Genomic DNA, 18,414 nt, shown 5'->3' with positions numbered 1-18,414 from the left:
CAGTTCCTCAGCGTGTGCGATGAATACGATCGTCAACAGTGAACGCCCAGAGATATAAAAAATGACTGCAGTTCTTAGCATAGACGATGAACCTAGCCATTTACTGCAGTCATTAGCACTTCTATCAACCGCCTACGTTTACAGCGTCCACTCGTACTGAATCGTCAGCGGAGCATGATCACTAAAACGCTCTTCTTTATACACCTCAGCATGACGCGCCGTGGCCGCAATACCAGATGTAGCGATTTGATAATCAATCCTCCACCCCACGTTATTGGCCCACGCTTGTCCACGGTTGCTCCACCAGGTGTAGCACTCGGCAGTGGTATCGGGATGCAGACTGCGGTACACATCTACCCAACCCATCTCGGTCAGTACCTTGGTCATCCACGCACGTTCTTCAGGCAAAAAGCCAGAATTCTTCTGGTTACCCTTCCAGTTTTTCAAGTCTATTTCTTGATGCGCAATATTCCAGTCGCCGCAAATAATGAACTCACGGCCTGTTTCGGTGCGTTCCTTCATCAAGGCATTCATCCATGCCTCAAACGTCTCTAGGAAGCGGTATTTGGCGTCTTGGCGAATATCACCGCTGGTACCAGAAGGTAGGTAAGCACTGACCAAACTCATGTTGCTGAAGTCTGCGCGAATCACACGGCCCTCAGGGTCGAACTCATCACAGCCCATGCCTTCGTATACCTTCTCGGCGGGGCTGTTGAGGTAAAAGCCCACACCACTATAGCCTTTGCGCTCAGCTAAGTTGAAATGGCCGGTATAGCCCTCAGGATGGCGCATGGCGGCGGTGAGATCTTGATCTTGGATGCGTACTTCTTGCATCGCTACCATGTCGGGAGCATGGTTCTTTAACCAGATGGGTAGCTCTTTACGGAAGGCGGCACGGATGCCGTTTAGGTTGAGACTAGTGATTTTCAGCAACGAAGCTTCTCCATTGTTAGTGTGTGGCGACGGGCGCAGCATAGGGAAGTGTAGGCGTAGGCATATGCTTACGTACAAATTCGGCGCGCTCAATCGCTTTTGCAGAGGACATCGTTAAATGTTGAATCAATGCCTCTTTAGCGGCAGCGAGATCGCCATTAGCTACGTATTGTATAACCTGTAGATGGTCTGAGAGAAAGGGGTCACGTGTGGGCATAGGTGCAGCAGCGCCTAATACGTGTTTGCTTAGTGTCAGAATACTGCGCGTACGTTTAAGGCTGTCTAGCAAGGGTTGGTTTGGACAGTACGACAGCAAGGTCACGTGCAGGTCAATCTCTAGGTTATCCATGGTTTTTCTATTCAGTTTTGGATAGCGCTTCATGGCTTGTTCCAAACGTTGATTCATTTTTTGTAATAGCTCGTTGGGGGCATGCAGAGCGGCTGATTCCAGCGCTGCAGGTTCCAACAATATACGTAGCTCATACAAGTGTGTCATGCGCTCGCGGTTCAGGGGGATGACATTCCAACGTTGACGCTCGTCCTTAGTAATTAACCCCAGACTTTCCAGCCGCTGTAAGGCTTCACGCGCAGCCATACGGCCTACGCCAAAATGGCGTGCCAGCTCCAATTCGTTTAACCGAAATACATCAAAAATGGATAGATGCACCACGTCTTGCTCAACTTCGTTATAGATGGTTTCCCAGCTACGGGCTTTTCGCACGGATGGGTCTAGCTCGTGCAGCCCCAGCATTTCGGCAGTGAGATTAAGACGTTTAGGAGTGCTAGCTGCAGGCCCTGCTAGCACACCACGCCCCTCAAATTTACTGACTAATCCTTGCTGCAGTAGAGCCTGTAAGGCTTGTCGTACTGGGGTGCGAGTAATGCGCATCAGGTCTGCAATATGACCTTCGAGTAAAACAGTGCCAACAGGAATGCTTTCCTGCTTGAGGGCAAGAGTAAGCAATTGCGTTACACGCACATATAAAGGGGTGTCTTGTTCTGCGTCAGTTACAGAGGTCATGTCGATGAGCATAGCAACGAGTGGTAAGGGGAATGTAGCAGAAGAATGCCAGTTCACAAATTCCTAGGGAAAACCATGCATGATTCATGTTAACAATAGTCATTATAATGGCTATCGTCAGCATTGGTCATTATGTTGATGATTGGTCTCCACGTAATAAAAAACTTAACGAAAAAATTAGTTGGTAATTATGGGTTACGAATTTGATTTTAGTTTTTTGAGTAGTTACTGGTCAGAATTGGTGCACGGCGCATTATTAACTTTGCGCATGTCTATTTCTACAATTGTGTTGGGTTTTTTTGTGGGGATAATGATTGCTGTTGCTAGGGTGTACGGAACAACACTGCTGAAATTTATAGTTGGTTTTTATATAGATGTTATCCGAAATACACCATTGGTAATTCAAGCATTTTGGTTGTTTTTTGGTTTGGCATCATTGCAAATAAGAGTACCTGCTTTAACTGCTGCAATTATAGCGTTGGTGATTAATGTTTCGGCTTATACATCAGAAATTATTCGTGCCGGAATAGAGTCTATCCCAAAGGGGCAGGTAGAGGCGGCTTCTTGTTTGGGGATGTCGCGTTGGAAGGTTTTACGTTTAATCATCCTTCCGCAAGCAATAGAGCGCATGTATCCCGCATTAATTAGTCAGTTTGTCTTGATGATGTTAGCTACATCCATCATGTCGCAAATCTCTGTAGAAGAACTCACAGCAGCTGGGTATGGGATTCAATCTACGACTTTTCGTGGCTTTGAAATCTACATCGTGATTGCGGTGATTTATCTCGTCATGTCATGGCTGCTGCGTATCTGTATGGAAGGCATAGCGAATTTGTCGTTTACGCGACGCCGTAAGCTAAAGACCACCTTATGAGTGCAGGAGAACACCATGATTTTTGGCATTACCACAGCACAACTGCTCTTCATTCTTAAAGGTGCTGGCTGGACCTTAGTGTTGTCAATGATGGGGTTTATAGGAGGGTTTGTAGTAGGTTTGCCCGCAGCGCTGATGCTTAGCCGAGGACGCTGGTGGATGCGTAAAGTGGCTGGCCTATATGTGAAATTGATCCAAGGTATACCGCTGCCAGTAGTAATGTTCCTTTGTTATTTTGGTATCAGCATTGCAGGCTTCAATATGTCCTCGTTGGTGGCGGCTGCAATGGCAATGACGTTGTATTCCAGTGCTTACTTAGGTGAAATATGGAGAGGATGCATAGAATCCGTTCCCCGTACACAGTGGGAGGCAGCAGAGTGTTTAGCGCTGAATTCACGACAACGAGTGCTGCATATTGTTCTGCCGCAGGCTGTCAAAATTGCTATTGCACCAACGGTAGGGTTTATGGTGCAGATTATTAAGAATTCCTCTTATGCCGTAGTAATTGGTTTTTTTGATTTAACCTATTCTGCAAAAGTTGTTAATAACTCTACTTTTGAGCCATTTGTGGTTTTTTCTATAGCAGCTTTTTTGTATTTTTCAATTTGCTTTCCATTATCGGTTTTTTCATATCGATTAGAAAAGAAGTTATCACGAAAAAAGTAATTTTTATTAAAAGAGATAATTATGAATGCAATTGTAGATTTTAATAAGGTGTGTAAGTCATTTGGTGATGTTGAAATACTTAAAGGAGTGAGTTTTCAAGTCCCCAAAGGTAATGTGGTGGCCTTAATTGGTCGCAGTGGCTCGGGAAAAACCACAGCACTACGTTGTGTGAACGGATTAGAAAATATCCAAGCAGGTGAACTGCAAGTGTGTGGTTACGCCATGCATGCAGGCAATATCGATTTGCTGCAATTGCGCCAAGAAGTAGGCATTGTGTTTCAGAGCTATAACTTGTTCCCTCATTTGACTGTGCTGGAAAACATTATGTTGGCTCCCTGTAAGGTCAAAAATATGCCTAAGCCAGAGGCTGAAAAACTAGCACGTCAGATGTTGGATAAGGTGGGTTTGGCTGAGCGTGCTGACTACTATCCAGAGCAGTTATCAGGAGGGCAACAACAACGAGTTGCTATTGCGAGATCGCTAGCGATGGAGCCAAAACTCATGCTTTTTGATGAGGTTACGTCTGCATTAGACCCAGAGCTAACCGGAGAGGTGCTGAGGGTTATAGAGTCTTTGGCGCAAGAAGGAATGACCATGGTGTTGGTGACTCATGAAATGAGCTTCGCTCGTTCCGTGGCGGATCAAATTATCTTTATGCATCATGGCGTGGTGTGGGAGTCGGGCGGGCCTGAAATACTGAGCCAGCCTAGCACTCCTGAGTTACAGCAGTTTCTATCTAATGGCTTGTAAAAAGCCTAATGACAATAATGTTGGAGACAAAACATGAAACATATAGCTGGAGCTGTAGGGGCGTTAGTTGTATCACTATTTGGGTTCACGGGTACTGTACAAGCTGATGCACTGGAAACCATTAAAGAGCGTGGAAAAGTATTGGTGGCCGTGGATATAGGAGCACCACCTTTTGGCATGATAGATGGCAATGCACAACCGGCGGGGTCAGATGTAGAGGCCGCTCGTTTATTAGCTGAAGACTTGGGTGTAGAGCTAGAAATTGTGCCGGTTAATGGCCCAAACCGCGTTCCTTATTTGTTAAGTGGTAAAGCAGATATTGTGTTAGCGTCATTTTCTATTACTGACGAGCGTAAGAAGGTCATCGACTACTCAGAACCTTATGGAGTAGTGCCAGCTGTGATTGGTGGGCCTGTCTCGGAAAACATAACGTCGTTTCAAGACTTAATAGGTAAAACGGTTGCCGTTACCCGTGGTACCACCAGTGATCAAGAACTCACTAAAGGAGTGCGTGAAACAGGGGGAATTACGGTTGTACGGTATGAGGATGACGCCACCACTAATACAGCGGTAGCCACTGGCCAGCAGGATTACATTGCAGCGGCGGGTAGCGTGATTCCTGCAGTGAAAGCAAGCAACCCTAATCGTGATATTGAGGTGAAGTTTTTGATGTATGCCTTTCCCTACGGTGTAGGGTTACGCAAGAATGAACCAGAGCTCAAAACATGGTTGGATGGATGGGTAGAGACCAACTTGAAAAACGGCAAATTAAATGAAATTTATGTACGCCATTTTGGTATTTCCTTACCAGAGGAAATGTTGAAGTAAGAAAAAAGCTTTGCACCATTAAAAAGGTGCAAAGCTTTTAAAGGGGGCTAGTATGTGCTGTTACTTAAGTGCATCAAAGCGGTAGCTGGATACCGTAATGCCCCCAAAGGCATCTTGTTGGTAGTGGAATCGATGCACACTGTCGTGTTCGGTAGCACCAACGGCAACAAACAACGGTACCAAGTGATCTTCGCGTGCATGAGCAATACGCGCAGCGGGTGCGATTTCCCAATTCAGCATGGCGGGAATGCGTTGCTCAGGCGTGTCGTGCAGCAGCGTTTTTTCTAACCACGCATCAAACTGGGCAGAAGGCTCACGGCCGCTAGGGCCTAGATGACGCAGGTTGTGATAGCTCAAGCCACTACAGATAATCAGTACATTTTCGTCACGCAGGCGCTCAATCGCTTTGCCCAACTGTATGTGCAGGGCAGGATCATAGTGCTGGTGAATAGATAATTGCACCATGGGTACCGACGCATCAGGATAAATACAGTAGGCGGGTACGAAGGCACCGTGATCAAAGCCGCGCTCAGCGTCTATGTGTGCTTCTAGCTGATGCTCTGCCAGCAGTTCTTTGACGCGCTCAGCAAGCTCCGGTTTACCGGGGGCGGCGTAGCGCACATCGTAGGTGTGTGCTGGAAAACCGTAATAGTCGTACAGCATGCTGGGGTTGGGATGGCCTTGTACCGTAAAGCCGTGGGCACTTTCCCAGTGTGCTGACACCATCAAAATAGCACTGGGTTTTTGATTCCCAAGTTGGCGGGGGATATCTGCTAGCGCAGTGCGCAGGGGAGCATACGAGGCTTCAACCTCACGTATCCAAGGCCAAGGGCCACCACCATGGGAAATGTAATAAACGGGCAGACGCATGAAATACTCACCAGAAACAGAAAAACAATGTGTGGGATTCAAGCTGAATGGACTACGCCAAACAGGAAGTTCAACACATAGTATGAAATAATAGGACTTTTTACGCGCTAAAAGGTTCGTTTTATGGTTGACGCAGTGTCACAACGTCGAGAGTTTGTTCAGTTTGCTCTGGAACAGGGCGTTTTGCGCTTTGGCGAATTCAAAGTGAAGTCCGGCCGTTTGAGCCCCTACTTTTTTAATGCAGGGCTGTTCAATACCGGCGCTTCTGTAGCGAAATTGGCGCAGTTCTATGCACAGGCTTTGGTAGATTCCGGTTTGTCTTTCGACATGCTGTTTGGGCCGGCTTACAAAGGTATTCCGTTGGCAACAGCTACTACCTGCGCGTTGGCCGCACATCCTGCTTTGCAAGGCCGTGATATTCCCTTTGCGTTCAACCGCAAAGAAGCGAAAGACCACGGTGAAGGCGGTACCTTGGTCGGTGCACCGTTGCAAGGCAAGGTGGTAATTATTGATGATGTGATCACAGCCGGTACATCGGTACGTGAATCGGTAGACATCATCCGCGCGGCGGGTGCAGAACCAGCAGCCGTGTTGATCGCTTTGGACCGCATGGAACGTGCCGGTGCGGATGACGCTTTGTCTGCACATTCTGCTGTGCAAGAAGTAGAACAACGCTACGGTATTCCAGTAGTAAGCATTGCGTCATTAAGCGACATTATGTCTTTCTTGGATGGCAATGCGGAATTGGCTGCACATCGTGAATCAGTAGCAGCATACCGTGCTCGTTACGGTGTGAGTGCTTAAGGTCGCGAAAGTATTTCTGCAGTTCCCCGGCGAGTGCGATGAATACAGTCGTTAGACATCAATAAAAAATGGCCGGATAATCCGGCCATTTTTGTGTTCAGAAAGAACAGAACTCTTAGCCTAGTTTGGCTTTAAGAATACTGGACACCTGACCTGGGTTGGCTTTGCCTTTGGCAACTTTCATGACTTGGCCAATCAACGAGTTGAAGGCTTTGTCTTTACCGGCGCGGAATTGCTCCACGATATCTGGATTAGCCGCAATCACTTCGTCAATCATGGCTTCAATCGCGCCAGAATCATTGATCTGTTTCAAACCTTTGGCATCAATGATGGCATCAGCGTCAGCACCGTGATCACCTTCCCACATTGCTTGGAATACATCGCGCGCAATTTTGTTGGAAATAGTGCTGTCAGCAATGCGCAGCAACAGTTTAGACAACTGTTCAGGCGTGACTTTTGCGTTGCTGATATCCAGTTCTTCACGGTTCAGCGCCGCCGCCAATTCACCACTGATCCAGTTTGCTGCCAACTTAGCATTCGCAGCACCAACCAGTGCAGCAACCGCTTCAAAGTAATCGGCTGTACTACGGCTGGCTGTTAATTGTGCAGCATCGTAGGCGCTCAATTGCAGTTCAGCTTCGTAGCGAGCACGTTTAGTGGCGGGCAGTTCTGGCATCTGTTGACGCACGGCTTCGATTTTCTCAGCCGAGATGAACAGTGGTGGCAGATCTGGGTCAGGGAAGTAACGGTAGTCGTTAGCGTTCTCTTTAGAGCGCATGCTACGTGTTTCATCACGGTCTGCATCGTATAGACGTGTTTCTTGAATCACTTTGCCGCCGTCTTCAATCAGTTCGATTTGTCGACGTACTTCGTAGTGAATCGCACGTTCCATGAAGCGGAAGGAGTTGATGTTTTTCAACTCACAACGTGTGCCGAATTCTTCTTGGCCTTTAGGACGCACAGAAACGTTCACGTCTACACGGAAAGAGCCTTCCTGCATGTTGCCATCACAAATCCCCAACCACACGACCAAGCTGTGCATGGCGCGGGCGTAGGCCACGGCTTCAGCGGCAGAGCGCATTTCTGGTTCGGACACGATTTCCAGCAGCGGTGTACCAGCACGGTTCAAGTCGATGCCGGTGGAGGATTCACCGTATGGGCCTGTGAAGTTCTCGTGCAGTGATTTACCAGCGTCTTCTTCCAAGTGAGCACGGGTCAGGTTAATGGTGTGCTCTTTTTCGCCTACAAAGAAGCTCAGCGTACCGCCTTGCACGATTGGCAGACCAAATTGGCTGATCTGGTAGTTTTTAGGCAAGTCGGGGTAGAAGTAGTTTTTGCGGTCAAAAACAGACTTAGGAGCAATGTGTGCGCCTACTGCCAAGCCGAAGCAAATTGCTTTGTCGGCGGCCGCTGCGTTAAACACTGGCAGCGTACCAGGCAAAGCCATGTCTACAGCGCTGGCTTGCGTGTTAGGGGCCGCGCCAAAGCGTGTGCTGCTGGACGAAAAGATTTTTGACTCAGTCGAAAGCTGGGTATGGATTTCCAGCCCTATAACAATTTCCCATTCCATTATTCTGCTTCCGGTTGTCGTTGGTGCCAGTCAGTATCTTGCTGATACAGCGAAGCGAGAGCCAGAATTTGGCCTTCGTTGAAGTAGTTACCCACAATTTGTAGGCCTACTGGCAGTGGGCGGGCATCGTTGCTGAAGCCGCAAGGGATGGACATGGCAGGCAAACCAGCCAAGCTAATACCCAGCGTGTAAATGTCAGCCAACCAGTTGGCGGTAGGATCAGCACTGGTGCTGTCCAACGACGTTGCCAAGGTAGGGGAAACAGGGCCCATGATCACATCGCAGCTAGCGAAGGCTTTTTGCAAGTCGTCCGCAATCATGCGACGTACACGTTGTGCTTGCAGGTAGTACGCATCGTAGTAACCTTCGGACAGTACGTAAGTACCTACCAAGATACGACGAATCACTTCACCACCGAATGCTTCAGCACGTGAGCGGCTGATCATTTCTTCTAGGTTGCTGTACGACGCGCTGCGGTGGCCAAAACGTACGCCATCAAAGCGAGACAGGTTGCTGGAGGCTTCTGCGGGGCTAATGATGTAGTACGCAGGGATAGCTTCGCGTGTCAGTGGCAGCGAGATATCTACACGGGTAGCGCCCAGTTTTTCAAAATGCTGAATAGCCGCGTCAATGTGACGTGCGATTTCAGGATTCAGCTCGCTAGTGAAGTATTCACGAGGCAAACCAATACGTAGGCCAGCTAATGGTTTGGTGCCTTGTTCAGCAAAGCGCTCATTCCATTGTTTGTAGTCGTCGCGTACGCGTTCGCCAGTGTTGGCTTTGCCGTGGCAGTCTTGCAGGCTAGTCGGGTCGCGTTCGTCGAAACCACTCATGGTGCACAGCAGTTCAACCAAGTCGCTAGCGTGGCGAGCGATAGGGCCTGCTTGGTCCAAGCTGGAGCCGTACGCAATCATACCGAAGCGGGATACGGTGCCGTAGGTAGGCTTGATACCGCTTACCCCGCACCATGCGGAAGGTTGGCGAATAGAACCGCCAGTGTCAGAGCCCGTAGCGGCTAATGCCAAACCAGCGGCTACAACGGCAGCAGATGCGCCAGAAGAACCACCAGGAGAGTGCAGTTTATTCCATGGATTTTGGATAGCGCCGAATGCGGAGTTGCGGCTATCAGAGCCCATAGCAAACTCGTCACAGTTCAGCTTACCTAAGTTTACTGTACCAGCGTGCTGGATTTTTTCTACGATAGTGGCATCAAAGGGGCTGACGTAATTCGCCAGCATTTTGCTACCTGCTGTAGTGCGCCAGTGACGTGTCACGAACACGTCTTTGTGCGCAATAGGAATACCAGTCAGCGCAGTTGCATTGCCACGTGCCAACAAGACATCAGCGGCATCAGCCTGCTGCAATGTCAGGTCTGCATCTACATGCAGGAATGCATTGAGTTCGGGTTGTTGAGCAATACGTTGCAACGTATCTTGGGCCAACTCGCGTGCGCTAAATGTTTTGTCACGCAACGCCGTGCCCAGACGTTGTAGGGAAGTATATTGGGTGAGTAGGGACATGATGGATTACTCGATGACAGTGGGCACGAGGAACAGGCCGTTATCTTGCGCGGGCGCATTAACCATGAGGTCAGCGCGTTCTGTTTCAGTGGCAGTGGGCGCGGCCTGATCGGGGCGCAGACGCAGGGCGATTTCTTGGATGGCTTCAAGCGGGTGGGCCATAGGCTCTACACCTGTGGTATCAACAGCTTTCAAGCTGCCGATAAGTCCAATAATCTGTTCGAAGTCCTGAGTAGCCTGGTTTGTCTGCTCCGGCGAGAGTTCAATGTGCGCCAGTTGTGCAATGCGAGCGACATCCTGCTGAGAGATTGCCATAGTGATTCCGGAGTATGGATGATATCTGCCCGGCAGTTGCAACGTTCACGCAACCAGCCAAGCAGTCAAATGACGGGAATTCCGTATTTTAGCGCGGCTGATGCTAATACGCACGGCCGCACTGCTAGCCCCATTATAAGGGGCTGAGTTTGAGCGATCCAGCAGAGGCTGTGTTGCCAGATGAAAAAGGTGTTTTACAGTATTTGCTGCAGGAAGTTGCGGGCACGTTCTGTTTTAGGGGCTGCAAAGAATTCTGCAGGGCTGCAGTTTTCCAAAATACTGCCTTGATCCATAAATAGCACGCGCTCAGCCATCTGCTTAGCAAAGCCCATTTCGTGCGTGACGCACAGCATGGTGATGCCGCTGCTGGCAAGTTTGACCATCACATCCAGCACTTCTTTGACCATTTCAGGGTCCAGTGCGGCGGTGGGCTCATCAAACAAAATGATTTTCGGGTCCATGCACAGCGTACGAGCGATAGCAACGCGCTGTTGCTGCCCACCGGACAATTGTGTGGGGTATTTCTCAGCGTGACTGGACATGCCTACTTTTTCCAGCAGCTTACGTGCTTCGGCCTCGGCTTGAGCACGACTTAAACCTTTAACGCTCATGGGTGCCAAGGTGCAGTTTTCCAGTACCGACATATGCGGAAACAGGTTGAAGTGCTGAAACACCATCCCTACGTTACGCAGTGTTTGTACGCTTTGCGCGTTTTGCTGTATCACGTTGACGCCATCAATCAAAATGCTGCCTTTTTCGGCGGCTTCTAACTGGTTAATACAACGTATTAATGTGGATTTTCCTGAACCTGATGGGCCGCACAACACAATACGCTCACCTTGGCGTACTTCCAGATTGATATCTCGTAGAGCATGGTATTCGCCATACCATTTGTTCAGCCCTTGTATCTGTATCACCGTCGGATTATTGCTGATCGAGGCTGGAGCGTTATCCGTAGGCTGGGCGTCAAGAAGTTGCGACATGAGTATCAGTTCCGGGGAGAGATAAAACGTTGGGCGGAATAGGGGGTAGGGTCTGTGAAGGGTATGTCGCCCATCATCATTTCAGTCAGCAGGCGACCAGAAACTGGGCCTAGAGTAAGGCCGTGATGGGCGTGACCGAAGTTAAACCACAAACCGCTGTGATGCGGGGCAGGGCCGATAATGGGGCGCATGTCAGGCGTGCAAGGGCGTCGGCCCATCCACGGCTCGGCTTCCACAGCCGCCCCTAAGGGCCAATATTGGCGAGCAATACGTTCAGCTTCGCGCAATTGCGCAGGGTTTGGTGCGGCATCAGGGCTGGCCAGTTCTACACCGGTGGTCAGACGCACACCTTGTTCCATAGAGGCCAGTACAAAACCCGCTTGGGAGTCGCATAATGGGTGTTCTGGTGCAGGCGTGTCATCACTAGGCGTGAAGTGCAGGTGATAGCCACGCTTTTGCACTAAAGGAATACGGTAGCCTAATGACTGGCATAGTGGTGTGGCATCAGGGCCCAGCGCAATCACAACTTGTTTGGCGCTAATGGCACCTTGGGTAGTGGTTGCTGTCCAGACTGAATCTTGTTGTGCTAAGGCATGCACGTGGTCTTGTATGAAACTGCCACCACGTTGGGTGAACAGTTCGGCATAGCCTTGTACCAATGCGCCAGGCGCGGAAACCGTCCACGGGTCTAACCAATGTATGCCGCCTACCAAGTTATGTGTGGTGGCCAAGGCAGGCTCGCTGATGCGCAGCGCTGTAGCGTTCAATATTTGGACTTGCAGACCATATTGTTGGCTTAGGTGTTTGGCTTGTACCGCGGCACTCGCAAAGGCTTGTTGGTCACGGTAAATATCAATCCAGCCTTTCTCGCTAATGCGATGCTGCTGGTTAGAGTCACGAATAAACGGTGCGTGTTCGGTAATGCAGCGCTCAATCAGAGGCAGCATGTCGTTGGCCGCAAAGGCGAGACGTTTTGGCGACGATTCTTTCCAGTAGCGGTACAGCCAAGGGGCCAGCGCAGGCAAGGCTTTCCATTGAAAACGCACATCTGGTTGGCGATTGCCAGCATAGCGCAGCAGTGACGCTGGGCTATGTGGGAATGCATAAGGGATGACGCTTGCACGCTCAATTAACCCAGCATTACCAAAGCTCGTGCCTTGGCCTGGTGCGTGTTTATCGATCAAACCTACACGCAAGCCACGTTGTTGTAGATGCAGTGCGGTGCTTACGCCCAGAATACCGGCGCCCAGCACCAGCACATCTAGCGCTGAGGTAGAGGAAGTATTGCTCATGATTCGTGCAGGATGTGGCGTGACAAACGAGACTCTATACGACGCAGGAGCCTACGGATGATTTCCACAATAATTAAGTACAGTACGGCAGCCCAGAGGTACACCTCGAAGTTAAAGCTGCGCGAGAACGCGAGTTTGGCTACACCCATCACATCATAAACGGTCACCAAGGAGGCAATCGCACTGGCTTTAATCATGAGGATGAGCTCGTTCCCCAGAGGGCCAATGGCTACCAAGGTAGATTGCGGCAAAATCACTTTGCGCATGGCTGTCCAGCGTTTCAGGCCCAACGCACGGCAGGCTTCGTATTGGCCTTTAGGTATAGCTTGCAAACTGCCACGGAAGATTTCTGCTTGATAGGCGGCCGTGTTTAGCGTGAATGCCAAGAGGGCACAATACCAAGCATCGCGGAAGAACCACCACAAGCCCACGTCTTTCCAGAAACCAGTCAGCGAGCCCAAGCCGTAGTACAGCAAAAATAGCTGTGCCAACAGGGGGGAGCCCCTGAAGAAATAAATATAGCCACGACAACTGTATTGCAGCAGTGGATTCTTATTGAGGCGACCCAAGGCTAGCAGCAACCCCAGAATCATGCCCAATGTATACGAGAAAGCGACCAGCTTGATGGTTACCCATAGACCGTCTAGCATGCGCATGCCATAACGCTCTAACAGGCTCGCATCTAAAAAAGTAGAGAGTATGTTGAGGACCGTTTCGTTCATGACCGTGCCTCTTGATGGTGGCGGCCGAAATAGCGCTCGGCACGGTTAAACACAACGCCAGATAAGGCGGACAAGATTAGGTACAGAACGCAGGCGGTGCTGTAGAACAAAATAGGTTCTTTGGTGGCAGTGACAGCCAAGTTGGTTTGACGCATAAGATCAACCAAGGCAATGCTGGATACCAATGAGGAATCTTTAAGCAGGGTGAGCCAGTTATTGGATAAGCCTGGCAGTGCAACGCGCATCAACTGCGGCAGCGTAATGCGCAAGAAAGTAGTGCGTTTAGATAAACCTAATGCACGAGCAGCTTCTAGCTGGCCTTTGGGAATGGTTTTAAATGCACCACGCCAGACCTCACTGGAAAACGCCGCTAACACTAAACTGAACGCAAACACCGCTGCAGCGAAGGCATTGATGTGAAATTCAGTTTCGTATCCCAAGCGTTTGAGAATGTTTTGAATCCCCATTTGCGCACCGTAGTACACCAGTAATAGGGTCAACAACTCTGGCAAGCCGCGAAATACGGTAGAGAAAACGGTAGCCGCCGCACGCGGTAGGCGTCGGCGGGAGCGGGTGCCAACCGCAACCAGCAGCCCTAAGGGCAGGCCAAAAGGGATACAGCATAGAGTCAGGGAAATGGTTACCAGTGCACCCATTAAGAGTGCACCGCCCCAGCCCCCCTGCCCAAAGGAAAGCAGGCTTAGCAGATCAAGCATGTGAAAAGTCCGTCTGGCTTATTGAACGCGGAAAATGTCCATGCCGAAGTAACGCTGGGAAATATCCTGGTACGTACCGTCTGCGCGGATTTCATCAATCGCTTTGTTAAAGCGCTCGCGCAGTTCGTCTTCGCCTTTACGCAGTGCTACGCTGGTTTTGCCTTCTGTGCCAGGCAAGTCACCCAACAGTTTGCAGCAGCCTTCGCTGTTTTTCTCTAGCCACTCTAGCAGTGGGAATTTGTCGTGTACGATCGCATCCAAACGGCCACTGATCAGGTCAGCACCAGCTTCGTCAGGAGTAGGGTACAAGCGCACGTCAGAACCAGCTTTGCCATATACGTCTTCGGCGTACATGCCTTGCGTGGAGGCAGATTGCGCACCAACAATGCTGTCTTTCATGGCATCAGTAGAGGTATCTTTAATGTCAGAGTCTACAGGCACAGCTACTGACAATACGGTGTAGTAGTAGGGCTCGCTAAAGGCGACGTGCTGTGAGCGCTCTTCGGTTTCCACCATGGAGGACACCACGGCATCAAATTTTTTGGCCAGCAGCGCAGGGATAATGCCATCCCAGTCTTGGGCAACCAGTTCACACTTCACCTGCATTTTGTCGCACATGGCATTGGCAATATCCACGTCAAAACCGTACAACTTGCCGGAAGCATCGACGGCGTTAAAAGGAGGGTAAGCACCTTCAATACCAATACGAATCGTTTCTTGAGCCTGAGCAGAAAACGCTGTGAGTGCGCCAGCAAGGCAAAGAGCTTTGAGCGAGAGTTTCATGATGAAGGACTCCAGTGTGTAAGTGGGTGCGTCTGGCGCACGGGAGTTAGTTAGGCGAGGAGTTCAGGTCGAATGATGTGTAACCAACGAACTCATGATTCAGGCTGGCAATCTGATTCAGACGTTGCTCCGCCTGGCTCTCCAGCAGTACAAAAACCTCATTGACCAACAAATGGGCCAGCACCAACATGGGTGCTGTGCACTCCCAGAAGAGGTCTATTTCGGTAGGAACACGCAGAACCTCGTCAGCATTGGCATCGGCCCAATCGCAAAAAGGGTCAGTGATTAGCGTGACAGGAAGGCCTCTTTCACGTGCTTTTTGGCATAGCAATAACGCATGGGAAGAGTAACGGCGTGCGTCAAAAACAATAAGTGTTGCATTGTCTGGATTCGTGAGCAAGGCTTCACTAAAGTGACCTGCAGCATTATCCACGATTTGTACGCCTGGGCGTATATATTGCAACAAATGCGCCATACTTGCGGCCACACCGCGTTCAGTTTGAAAACCCGCAATGAGTACGTCTGGTTTATGAGCCAGTCGTTGCGTGATGGTGCTCCACGATGGCGTGCGGGTGAGTTCATAGACCCGAACTTGGGCGGCAATGCTGAGTTCTAGGCTGCGAGCATAATCGTGGGGGGCAGCATCGGTGCGGCGCGCAAGAAAGCTTTGCATGCGTTCGCCTTCTAACCACGGGCTATTACCCAAGTCATCACGCAGATTTTGTTTCAAATCTTTAAGATGCTTGAACCCTAGCTGTCTACAGAAACGCCCGACCGTGATTTCGCTTAGACCTAGCTTTTTAGCCAGGCTAGCAGAGGTTTCAAAAGGTAAGGTTCCCAGATTGTTCAGCATATGCCCTGCAATACGACGCTCGGAAGCCGTTCCCTCTAGATGGGACTCTTCTAAGCGCTGTAGTAGATGAGAGCGGGGGCGTGCTGAATTCATGTGCAATCTGATAGTTTTCTAACATTTTGCGTATTATGACAGGATTCTATCCTCAAGGATCTGGGGGAATCCCTAAGCTGTGTACGAAAAAAAAACATTTAGTAATGAATATGGGCGTATCAGCCCCTAATTCTGTCAAATGGGCAGGCGATAATACGTTATCATTAATCCTTTAGGGTATTTTGTGTGTTCGTCACGGTGCCTTGGGCTGATAGCGCTGGCATACGCGACGAATGGCGCGGTACATACCTACTAGTTTCCCACTCTCAACTTATAGCGCGCCCATGTTCGGATTCCTACGCAGTTACTTTTCTAGCGATATGGCAATCGATCTCGGCACGGCCAACACCCTTATTTACGTAAGGGGCAAAGGGATCGTGCTGGACGAGCCTTCCGTCGTCGCAATTCGCCATGACGGCGGACCTAACGGTAAAAAAATTATTCAAGCTGTTGGTCACGAGGCTAAACAGATGCTGGGTCGAGTACCTGGCAACATTGAAGCCATACGTCCCATGAAAGACGGCGTTATTGCCGATTTCACGGTGACCGAACAAATGCTTAAGCAGTTCATTCGCATGGTGCACCCCCGCAGCATGTTCGCGCCTAGCCCACGTATCATCGTGTGTGTGCCTTGCGGCTCTACACAGGTTGAGCGTCGCGCGATCCGCGAGTCAGCATTAGGTGCTGGTGCTAGTCAGGTGTACTTAATCGAAGAACCCATGGCAGCTGCTATCGGGGCTGGTTTAGCCGTATCCGATGCAAGTGGCTCCATGGTGGTGGACATCGGTGGTGGTACTACCGAAGTCGCGGTGATCTCTCTAGGCGGCATGGTGTACAAAGGTTCTGTACGCGTAGGTGGCGATAAGTTTGATGAAGCTATCATCAACTACATTCGTCGCAACTACGGCATGCTGATTGGTGAGCCTACTGCTGAACGTATCAAGAAAGAAATTGGTTCGGCTTTCCCAGGTACCGAGGTTCGTGAAATCGAGGTTAAAGGGCGCAACCTGTCCGAAGGCGTGCCACGTAGTTTTACTGTGTCTTCCAACGAAATTTTGGAAGCGCTAACCGATCCTTTGAATCAAATTGTTTCGGCAGTCAAAATTGGTCTGGAACAAACTCCACCAGAATTGGGTGCTGACATTACCGAGAAAGGCATTGCCCTGACTGGTGGTGGCGCTTTGGTGCATGATTTGGATCGTTTACTGCAAGAAGAAACAGGCTTGCCTGTTGTGGTAGCAGACGACCCGCTGACATGTGTGGTACGTGGATGTGGGGAAGCACTGGAACACCTAGAAAAACTAGGTGCGGTGTTTATTTACGATTAATGATCGTCTTATCCGGCAGGTGGTCTGCTTGCCGGGTTTCTGTTCGGTTCATGCATGCAAGAACAAAGCTCGATTCGGCTTTTTAGGCGTGGGCCCTCTGCAGAGGTACGAGTAGCAATTTTTGTGATTCTGGCATTGGCGCTGATGATAGTAGACGCGCGCAGTTCATTGCTGGAACCCGCTCGTCGGGCGTTGTCCGTGATTGTGTACCCCTTCCAGCGGGCTGCGATGGCGCCCGGTGACTTGGCTTCCTATCTGAGTAGTTGGCGAGACTCAGCCGCCTTGGTGCGCACAGAAAAAGAAGCTCTACAACGTCAGCGTGTAGAGCTGGCACAGTTGTCCACGCATGCGGCGCAACTTTCTGTAGAAAATGAACAATTACGTCGTTTGCTGCAAGTAGCAAACGCGGTAACACAGCCGTCGGTAGCGGTAGAGGTTCTTTACGAACCCCCTAACGCGTTCAACAGGCGTCTGGTCTTCAACAAAGGTTCTTCCCACGGTATTCAAGCGGGCATGCCCGTCATTGATGATGGCGGCGTAGTCGGCCAGATTGTGCGTGTTACACCGTATACGGCAGAAGCCGCCCTCATTACCGATGACAAACTGTCTATACCGGTACAGATCCTGCGTAGTGGTCTGCGGTTGATTGCTTTTGGTGGTGGGGTAGGGTCACGTATCGAAGTACGGTATCTAAGTTCTGATGTAGACATTGAAGTAGGCGACGTACTGGTTACCAGTGGTATTGGTGGCTTGTTCCCGGCAGGTTTGCCAGTGGCACGCGTAGATAGTGTAGACCGCGATGTGGCAACTGGTTTTGCCGTAGCCGTAGGTACACCCTTGTCTTACCCCGAGCGTTACCGACACTTTTTGGTGCTGTTGGTAGAAGAATCCGAACGAAAATCGTTAGAGCAGGAGGACGTGGATGAATAAGCCAGCAGGGCGCGATTCACGCCAAGGTTCGTCTCTTAGCTCCTTACGGCCTATAGACTCCTCACCCTTCAAAAATGAATCCAGCGGTTGGGTGGTATGGGGATCCGTATTTTTGGTGTGGGTGCTGTCCATGTTGCCATGGCGACACTGGGAGTACGCACCCGATTTCCTGATGCTGGTCATCGCCTTTTGGACGCTGCACGAGCCACGCAAGGTCAATATGTTGATGGCCTTTGTGCTGGGCTTGTTGATGGATGCCCATGACTCCAGCTTTTTAGGTGAACATGCTATGGCCTATGTACTGGCATGTTATGGCGTAATTGCATTGTCCAGACGCCTGCTGTTGTTTGGCGCGTTTGCGCAGATGGTGTATTTACTGCCAGTGTTCTTTATGGCTAGTGCCATACCTCAGTTCTTGCACGCCTGGTTCGCGGGTGAATGGGCAGGTTGGTCTTGGGGGCTGGCTGCACTCTTAACGGGTGTGTTGTGGCCGTTAGCTGATTTCCTATTGTTATTGCCACATCGCAGGTTGGATGAGGCGGATGATGGTTCGGCGTAACGGT

20 protein-coding genes are annotated in these 18,414 nt (G+C 50.2%); 8 read left to right on the top strand and 12 right to left on the bottom strand.

Going from position 1 to position 18,414, the window contains the following annotated elements; genetic code table 11:
• Positions 1 to 138: 138 nt before the first annotated feature.
• Positions 139 to 933, bottom strand: coding sequence for an exodeoxyribonuclease III (locus tag ACLPHM_RS12150; protein ID WP_430221496.1), 795 nt, complete (start codon positions 931 to 933; stop codon positions 139 to 141).
• 16 nt (positions 934 to 949) lie between these two features.
• Complete coding sequence (locus ACLPHM_RS12145) at positions 950 to 1,954, bottom strand: GntR family transcriptional regulator (protein WP_430221495.1); 1,005 nt, start codon at positions 1,952 to 1,954, stop codon at positions 950 to 952.
• Positions 1,955 to 2,144: 190 nt separating this feature from the next.
• On the opposite strand from ACLPHM_RS12145, the gene ACLPHM_RS12140 reads away from it, so the two are divergent.
• The 4 genes from ACLPHM_RS12140 to ACLPHM_RS12125 are packed head-to-tail and all read left to right on the top strand — an operon-like array spanning position 2,145 to position 5,072.
• A complete protein-coding gene (locus ACLPHM_RS12140; RefSeq protein WP_430221494.1) occupies positions 2,145 to 2,828 on the top strand; it encodes an amino acid ABC transporter permease in 684 nt (227 codons plus the stop codon).
• A 15-nt stretch (positions 2,829 to 2,843) separates the two neighbouring features.
• A complete protein-coding gene (locus ACLPHM_RS12135) occupies positions 2,844 to 3,494 on the top strand; it encodes an amino acid ABC transporter permease (RefSeq protein ID WP_430221493.1) in 651 nt (216 codons plus the stop codon).
• A gap of 21 nt (positions 3,495 to 3,515) precedes the next feature.
• Complete coding sequence (locus ACLPHM_RS12130) at positions 3,516 to 4,244, top strand: amino acid ABC transporter ATP-binding protein (protein ID WP_430221492.1); 729 nt, start codon at positions 3,516 to 3,518, stop codon at positions 4,242 to 4,244.
• Between the two features lie 33 nt (positions 4,245 to 4,277).
• A complete protein-coding gene (locus ACLPHM_RS12125; RefSeq protein ID WP_430221491.1) occupies positions 4,278 to 5,072 on the top strand; it encodes a transporter substrate-binding domain-containing protein in 795 nt (264 codons plus the stop codon).
• 60 nt (positions 5,073 to 5,132) lie between these two features.
• On the opposite strand, the gene ACLPHM_RS12120 is transcribed toward ACLPHM_RS12125, so the two are convergent.
• The gene (locus ACLPHM_RS12120; protein ID WP_430221490.1) at positions 5,133 to 5,942 is read right to left on the bottom strand and encodes a DODA-type extradiol aromatic ring-opening family dioxygenase; all 810 of its coding nucleotides are present in this window, start codon (positions 5,940 to 5,942) and stop codon (positions 5,133 to 5,135) included.
• Between the two features lie 123 nt (positions 5,943 to 6,065).
• Between ACLPHM_RS12120 and pyrE the strand changes: the two genes are divergently transcribed.
• Positions 6,066 to 6,746, top strand: a complete 681-nt coding sequence (pyrE, locus tag ACLPHM_RS12115) for an orotate phosphoribosyltransferase (RefSeq protein WP_430221489.1) — start codon at positions 6,066 to 6,068, stop codon at positions 6,744 to 6,746.
• Positions 6,747 to 6,861: 115 nt separating this feature from the next.
• Here pyrE and gatB read toward each other — a convergent pair whose 3' ends face one another.
• From gatB to ACLPHM_RS12070, 9 genes are all read right to left on the bottom strand, one after another.
• Positions 6,862 to 8,316, bottom strand: a complete 1,455-nt coding sequence (gatB, locus tag ACLPHM_RS12110; protein WP_430221488.1) for an Asp-tRNA(Asn)/Glu-tRNA(Gln) amidotransferase subunit GatB — start codon at positions 8,314 to 8,316, stop codon at positions 6,862 to 6,864.
• Positions 8,316 to 9,836 (bottom strand): Asp-tRNA(Asn)/Glu-tRNA(Gln) amidotransferase subunit GatA, encoded by a 1,521-nt coding sequence (gatA, locus tag ACLPHM_RS12105; RefSeq protein ID WP_430221487.1) that lies wholly within the window; start codon positions 9,834 to 9,836, stop codon positions 8,316 to 8,318. The genes gatB and gatA overlap by 1 nt, the downstream gene beginning before the upstream one ends.
• 6 nt (positions 9,837 to 9,842) lie before the next feature.
• A complete protein-coding gene (gatC, locus tag ACLPHM_RS12100) occupies positions 9,843 to 10,151 on the bottom strand; it encodes an Asp-tRNA(Asn)/Glu-tRNA(Gln) amidotransferase subunit GatC (protein ID WP_135863806.1) in 309 nt (102 codons plus the stop codon).
• Between the two features lie 194 nt (positions 10,152 to 10,345).
• Positions 10,346 to 11,134 carry an amino acid ABC transporter ATP-binding protein gene (locus ACLPHM_RS12095; protein WP_430221486.1) on the bottom strand — a complete coding sequence of 263 codons (789 nt, stop codon included), beginning with the start codon at positions 11,132 to 11,134 and terminating at the stop codon, positions 10,346 to 10,348.
• A 5-nt stretch (positions 11,135 to 11,139) separates the two neighbouring features.
• Positions 11,140 to 12,426 (bottom strand): NAD(P)/FAD-dependent oxidoreductase, encoded by a 1,287-nt coding sequence (locus ACLPHM_RS12090; protein WP_430221485.1) that lies wholly within the window; start codon positions 12,424 to 12,426, stop codon positions 11,140 to 11,142.
• Positions 12,423 to 13,148 carry an ABC transporter permease gene (locus tag ACLPHM_RS12085; protein ID WP_430221484.1) on the bottom strand — a complete coding sequence of 242 codons (726 nt, stop codon included), beginning with the start codon at positions 13,146 to 13,148 and terminating at the stop codon, positions 12,423 to 12,425. The genes ACLPHM_RS12090 and ACLPHM_RS12085 overlap by 4 nt, the downstream gene beginning before the upstream one ends.
• Positions 13,145 to 13,864 (bottom strand): ABC transporter permease, encoded by a 720-nt coding sequence (locus ACLPHM_RS12080; protein WP_430221483.1) that lies wholly within the window; start codon positions 13,862 to 13,864, stop codon positions 13,145 to 13,147. Before ACLPHM_RS12080 ends, ACLPHM_RS12085 begins: the two co-directional genes overlap by 4 nt.
• 18 nt (positions 13,865 to 13,882) lie before the next feature.
• Positions 13,883 to 14,647, bottom strand: a complete 765-nt coding sequence (locus ACLPHM_RS12075; protein WP_430221482.1) for a transporter substrate-binding domain-containing protein — start codon at positions 14,645 to 14,647, stop codon at positions 13,883 to 13,885.
• A gap of 46 nt (positions 14,648 to 14,693) precedes the next feature.
• Positions 14,694 to 15,593: a MurR/RpiR family transcriptional regulator gene (locus ACLPHM_RS12070; protein WP_430221481.1), complete on the bottom strand. Its 900-nt coding sequence runs from the start codon at positions 15,591 to 15,593 to the stop codon at positions 14,694 to 14,696.
• A gap of 284 nt (positions 15,594 to 15,877) precedes the next feature.
• Between ACLPHM_RS12070 and ACLPHM_RS12065 the strand changes: the two genes are divergently transcribed.
• The 3 genes from ACLPHM_RS12065 to mreD are packed head-to-tail and all read left to right on the top strand — an operon-like array spanning position 15,878 to position 18,410.
• On the top strand, positions 15,878 to 16,921 hold the full coding sequence (locus ACLPHM_RS12065; protein WP_135863817.1) for a rod shape-determining protein: 1,044 nt from the start codon (positions 15,878 to 15,880) through the stop codon (positions 16,919 to 16,921).
• Positions 16,922 to 16,975: 54 nt separating this feature from the next.
• Positions 16,976 to 17,851 (top strand): rod shape-determining protein MreC, encoded by an 876-nt coding sequence (gene mreC / locus ACLPHM_RS12060; RefSeq protein ID WP_430221480.1) that lies wholly within the window; start codon positions 16,976 to 16,978, stop codon positions 17,849 to 17,851.
• Positions 17,844 to 18,410: a rod shape-determining protein MreD gene (gene mreD / locus ACLPHM_RS12055; RefSeq protein WP_430221479.1), complete on the top strand. Its 567-nt coding sequence runs from the start codon at positions 17,844 to 17,846 to the stop codon at positions 18,408 to 18,410. The genes mreC and mreD overlap by 8 nt, the downstream gene beginning before the upstream one ends.
• Positions 18,411 to 18,414: the final 4 nt, after the last annotated feature.

The organism is Paenalcaligenes sp. Me131, from assembly GCF_050487225.1.
Taxonomy (GTDB): Bacteria; Pseudomonadota; Gammaproteobacteria; order Burkholderiales; family Burkholderiaceae_B; genus Paenalcaligenes.
Note: the sequence above shows the minus strand (reverse complement) of the source record. Positions and strands in the feature narration are given on the sequence as shown.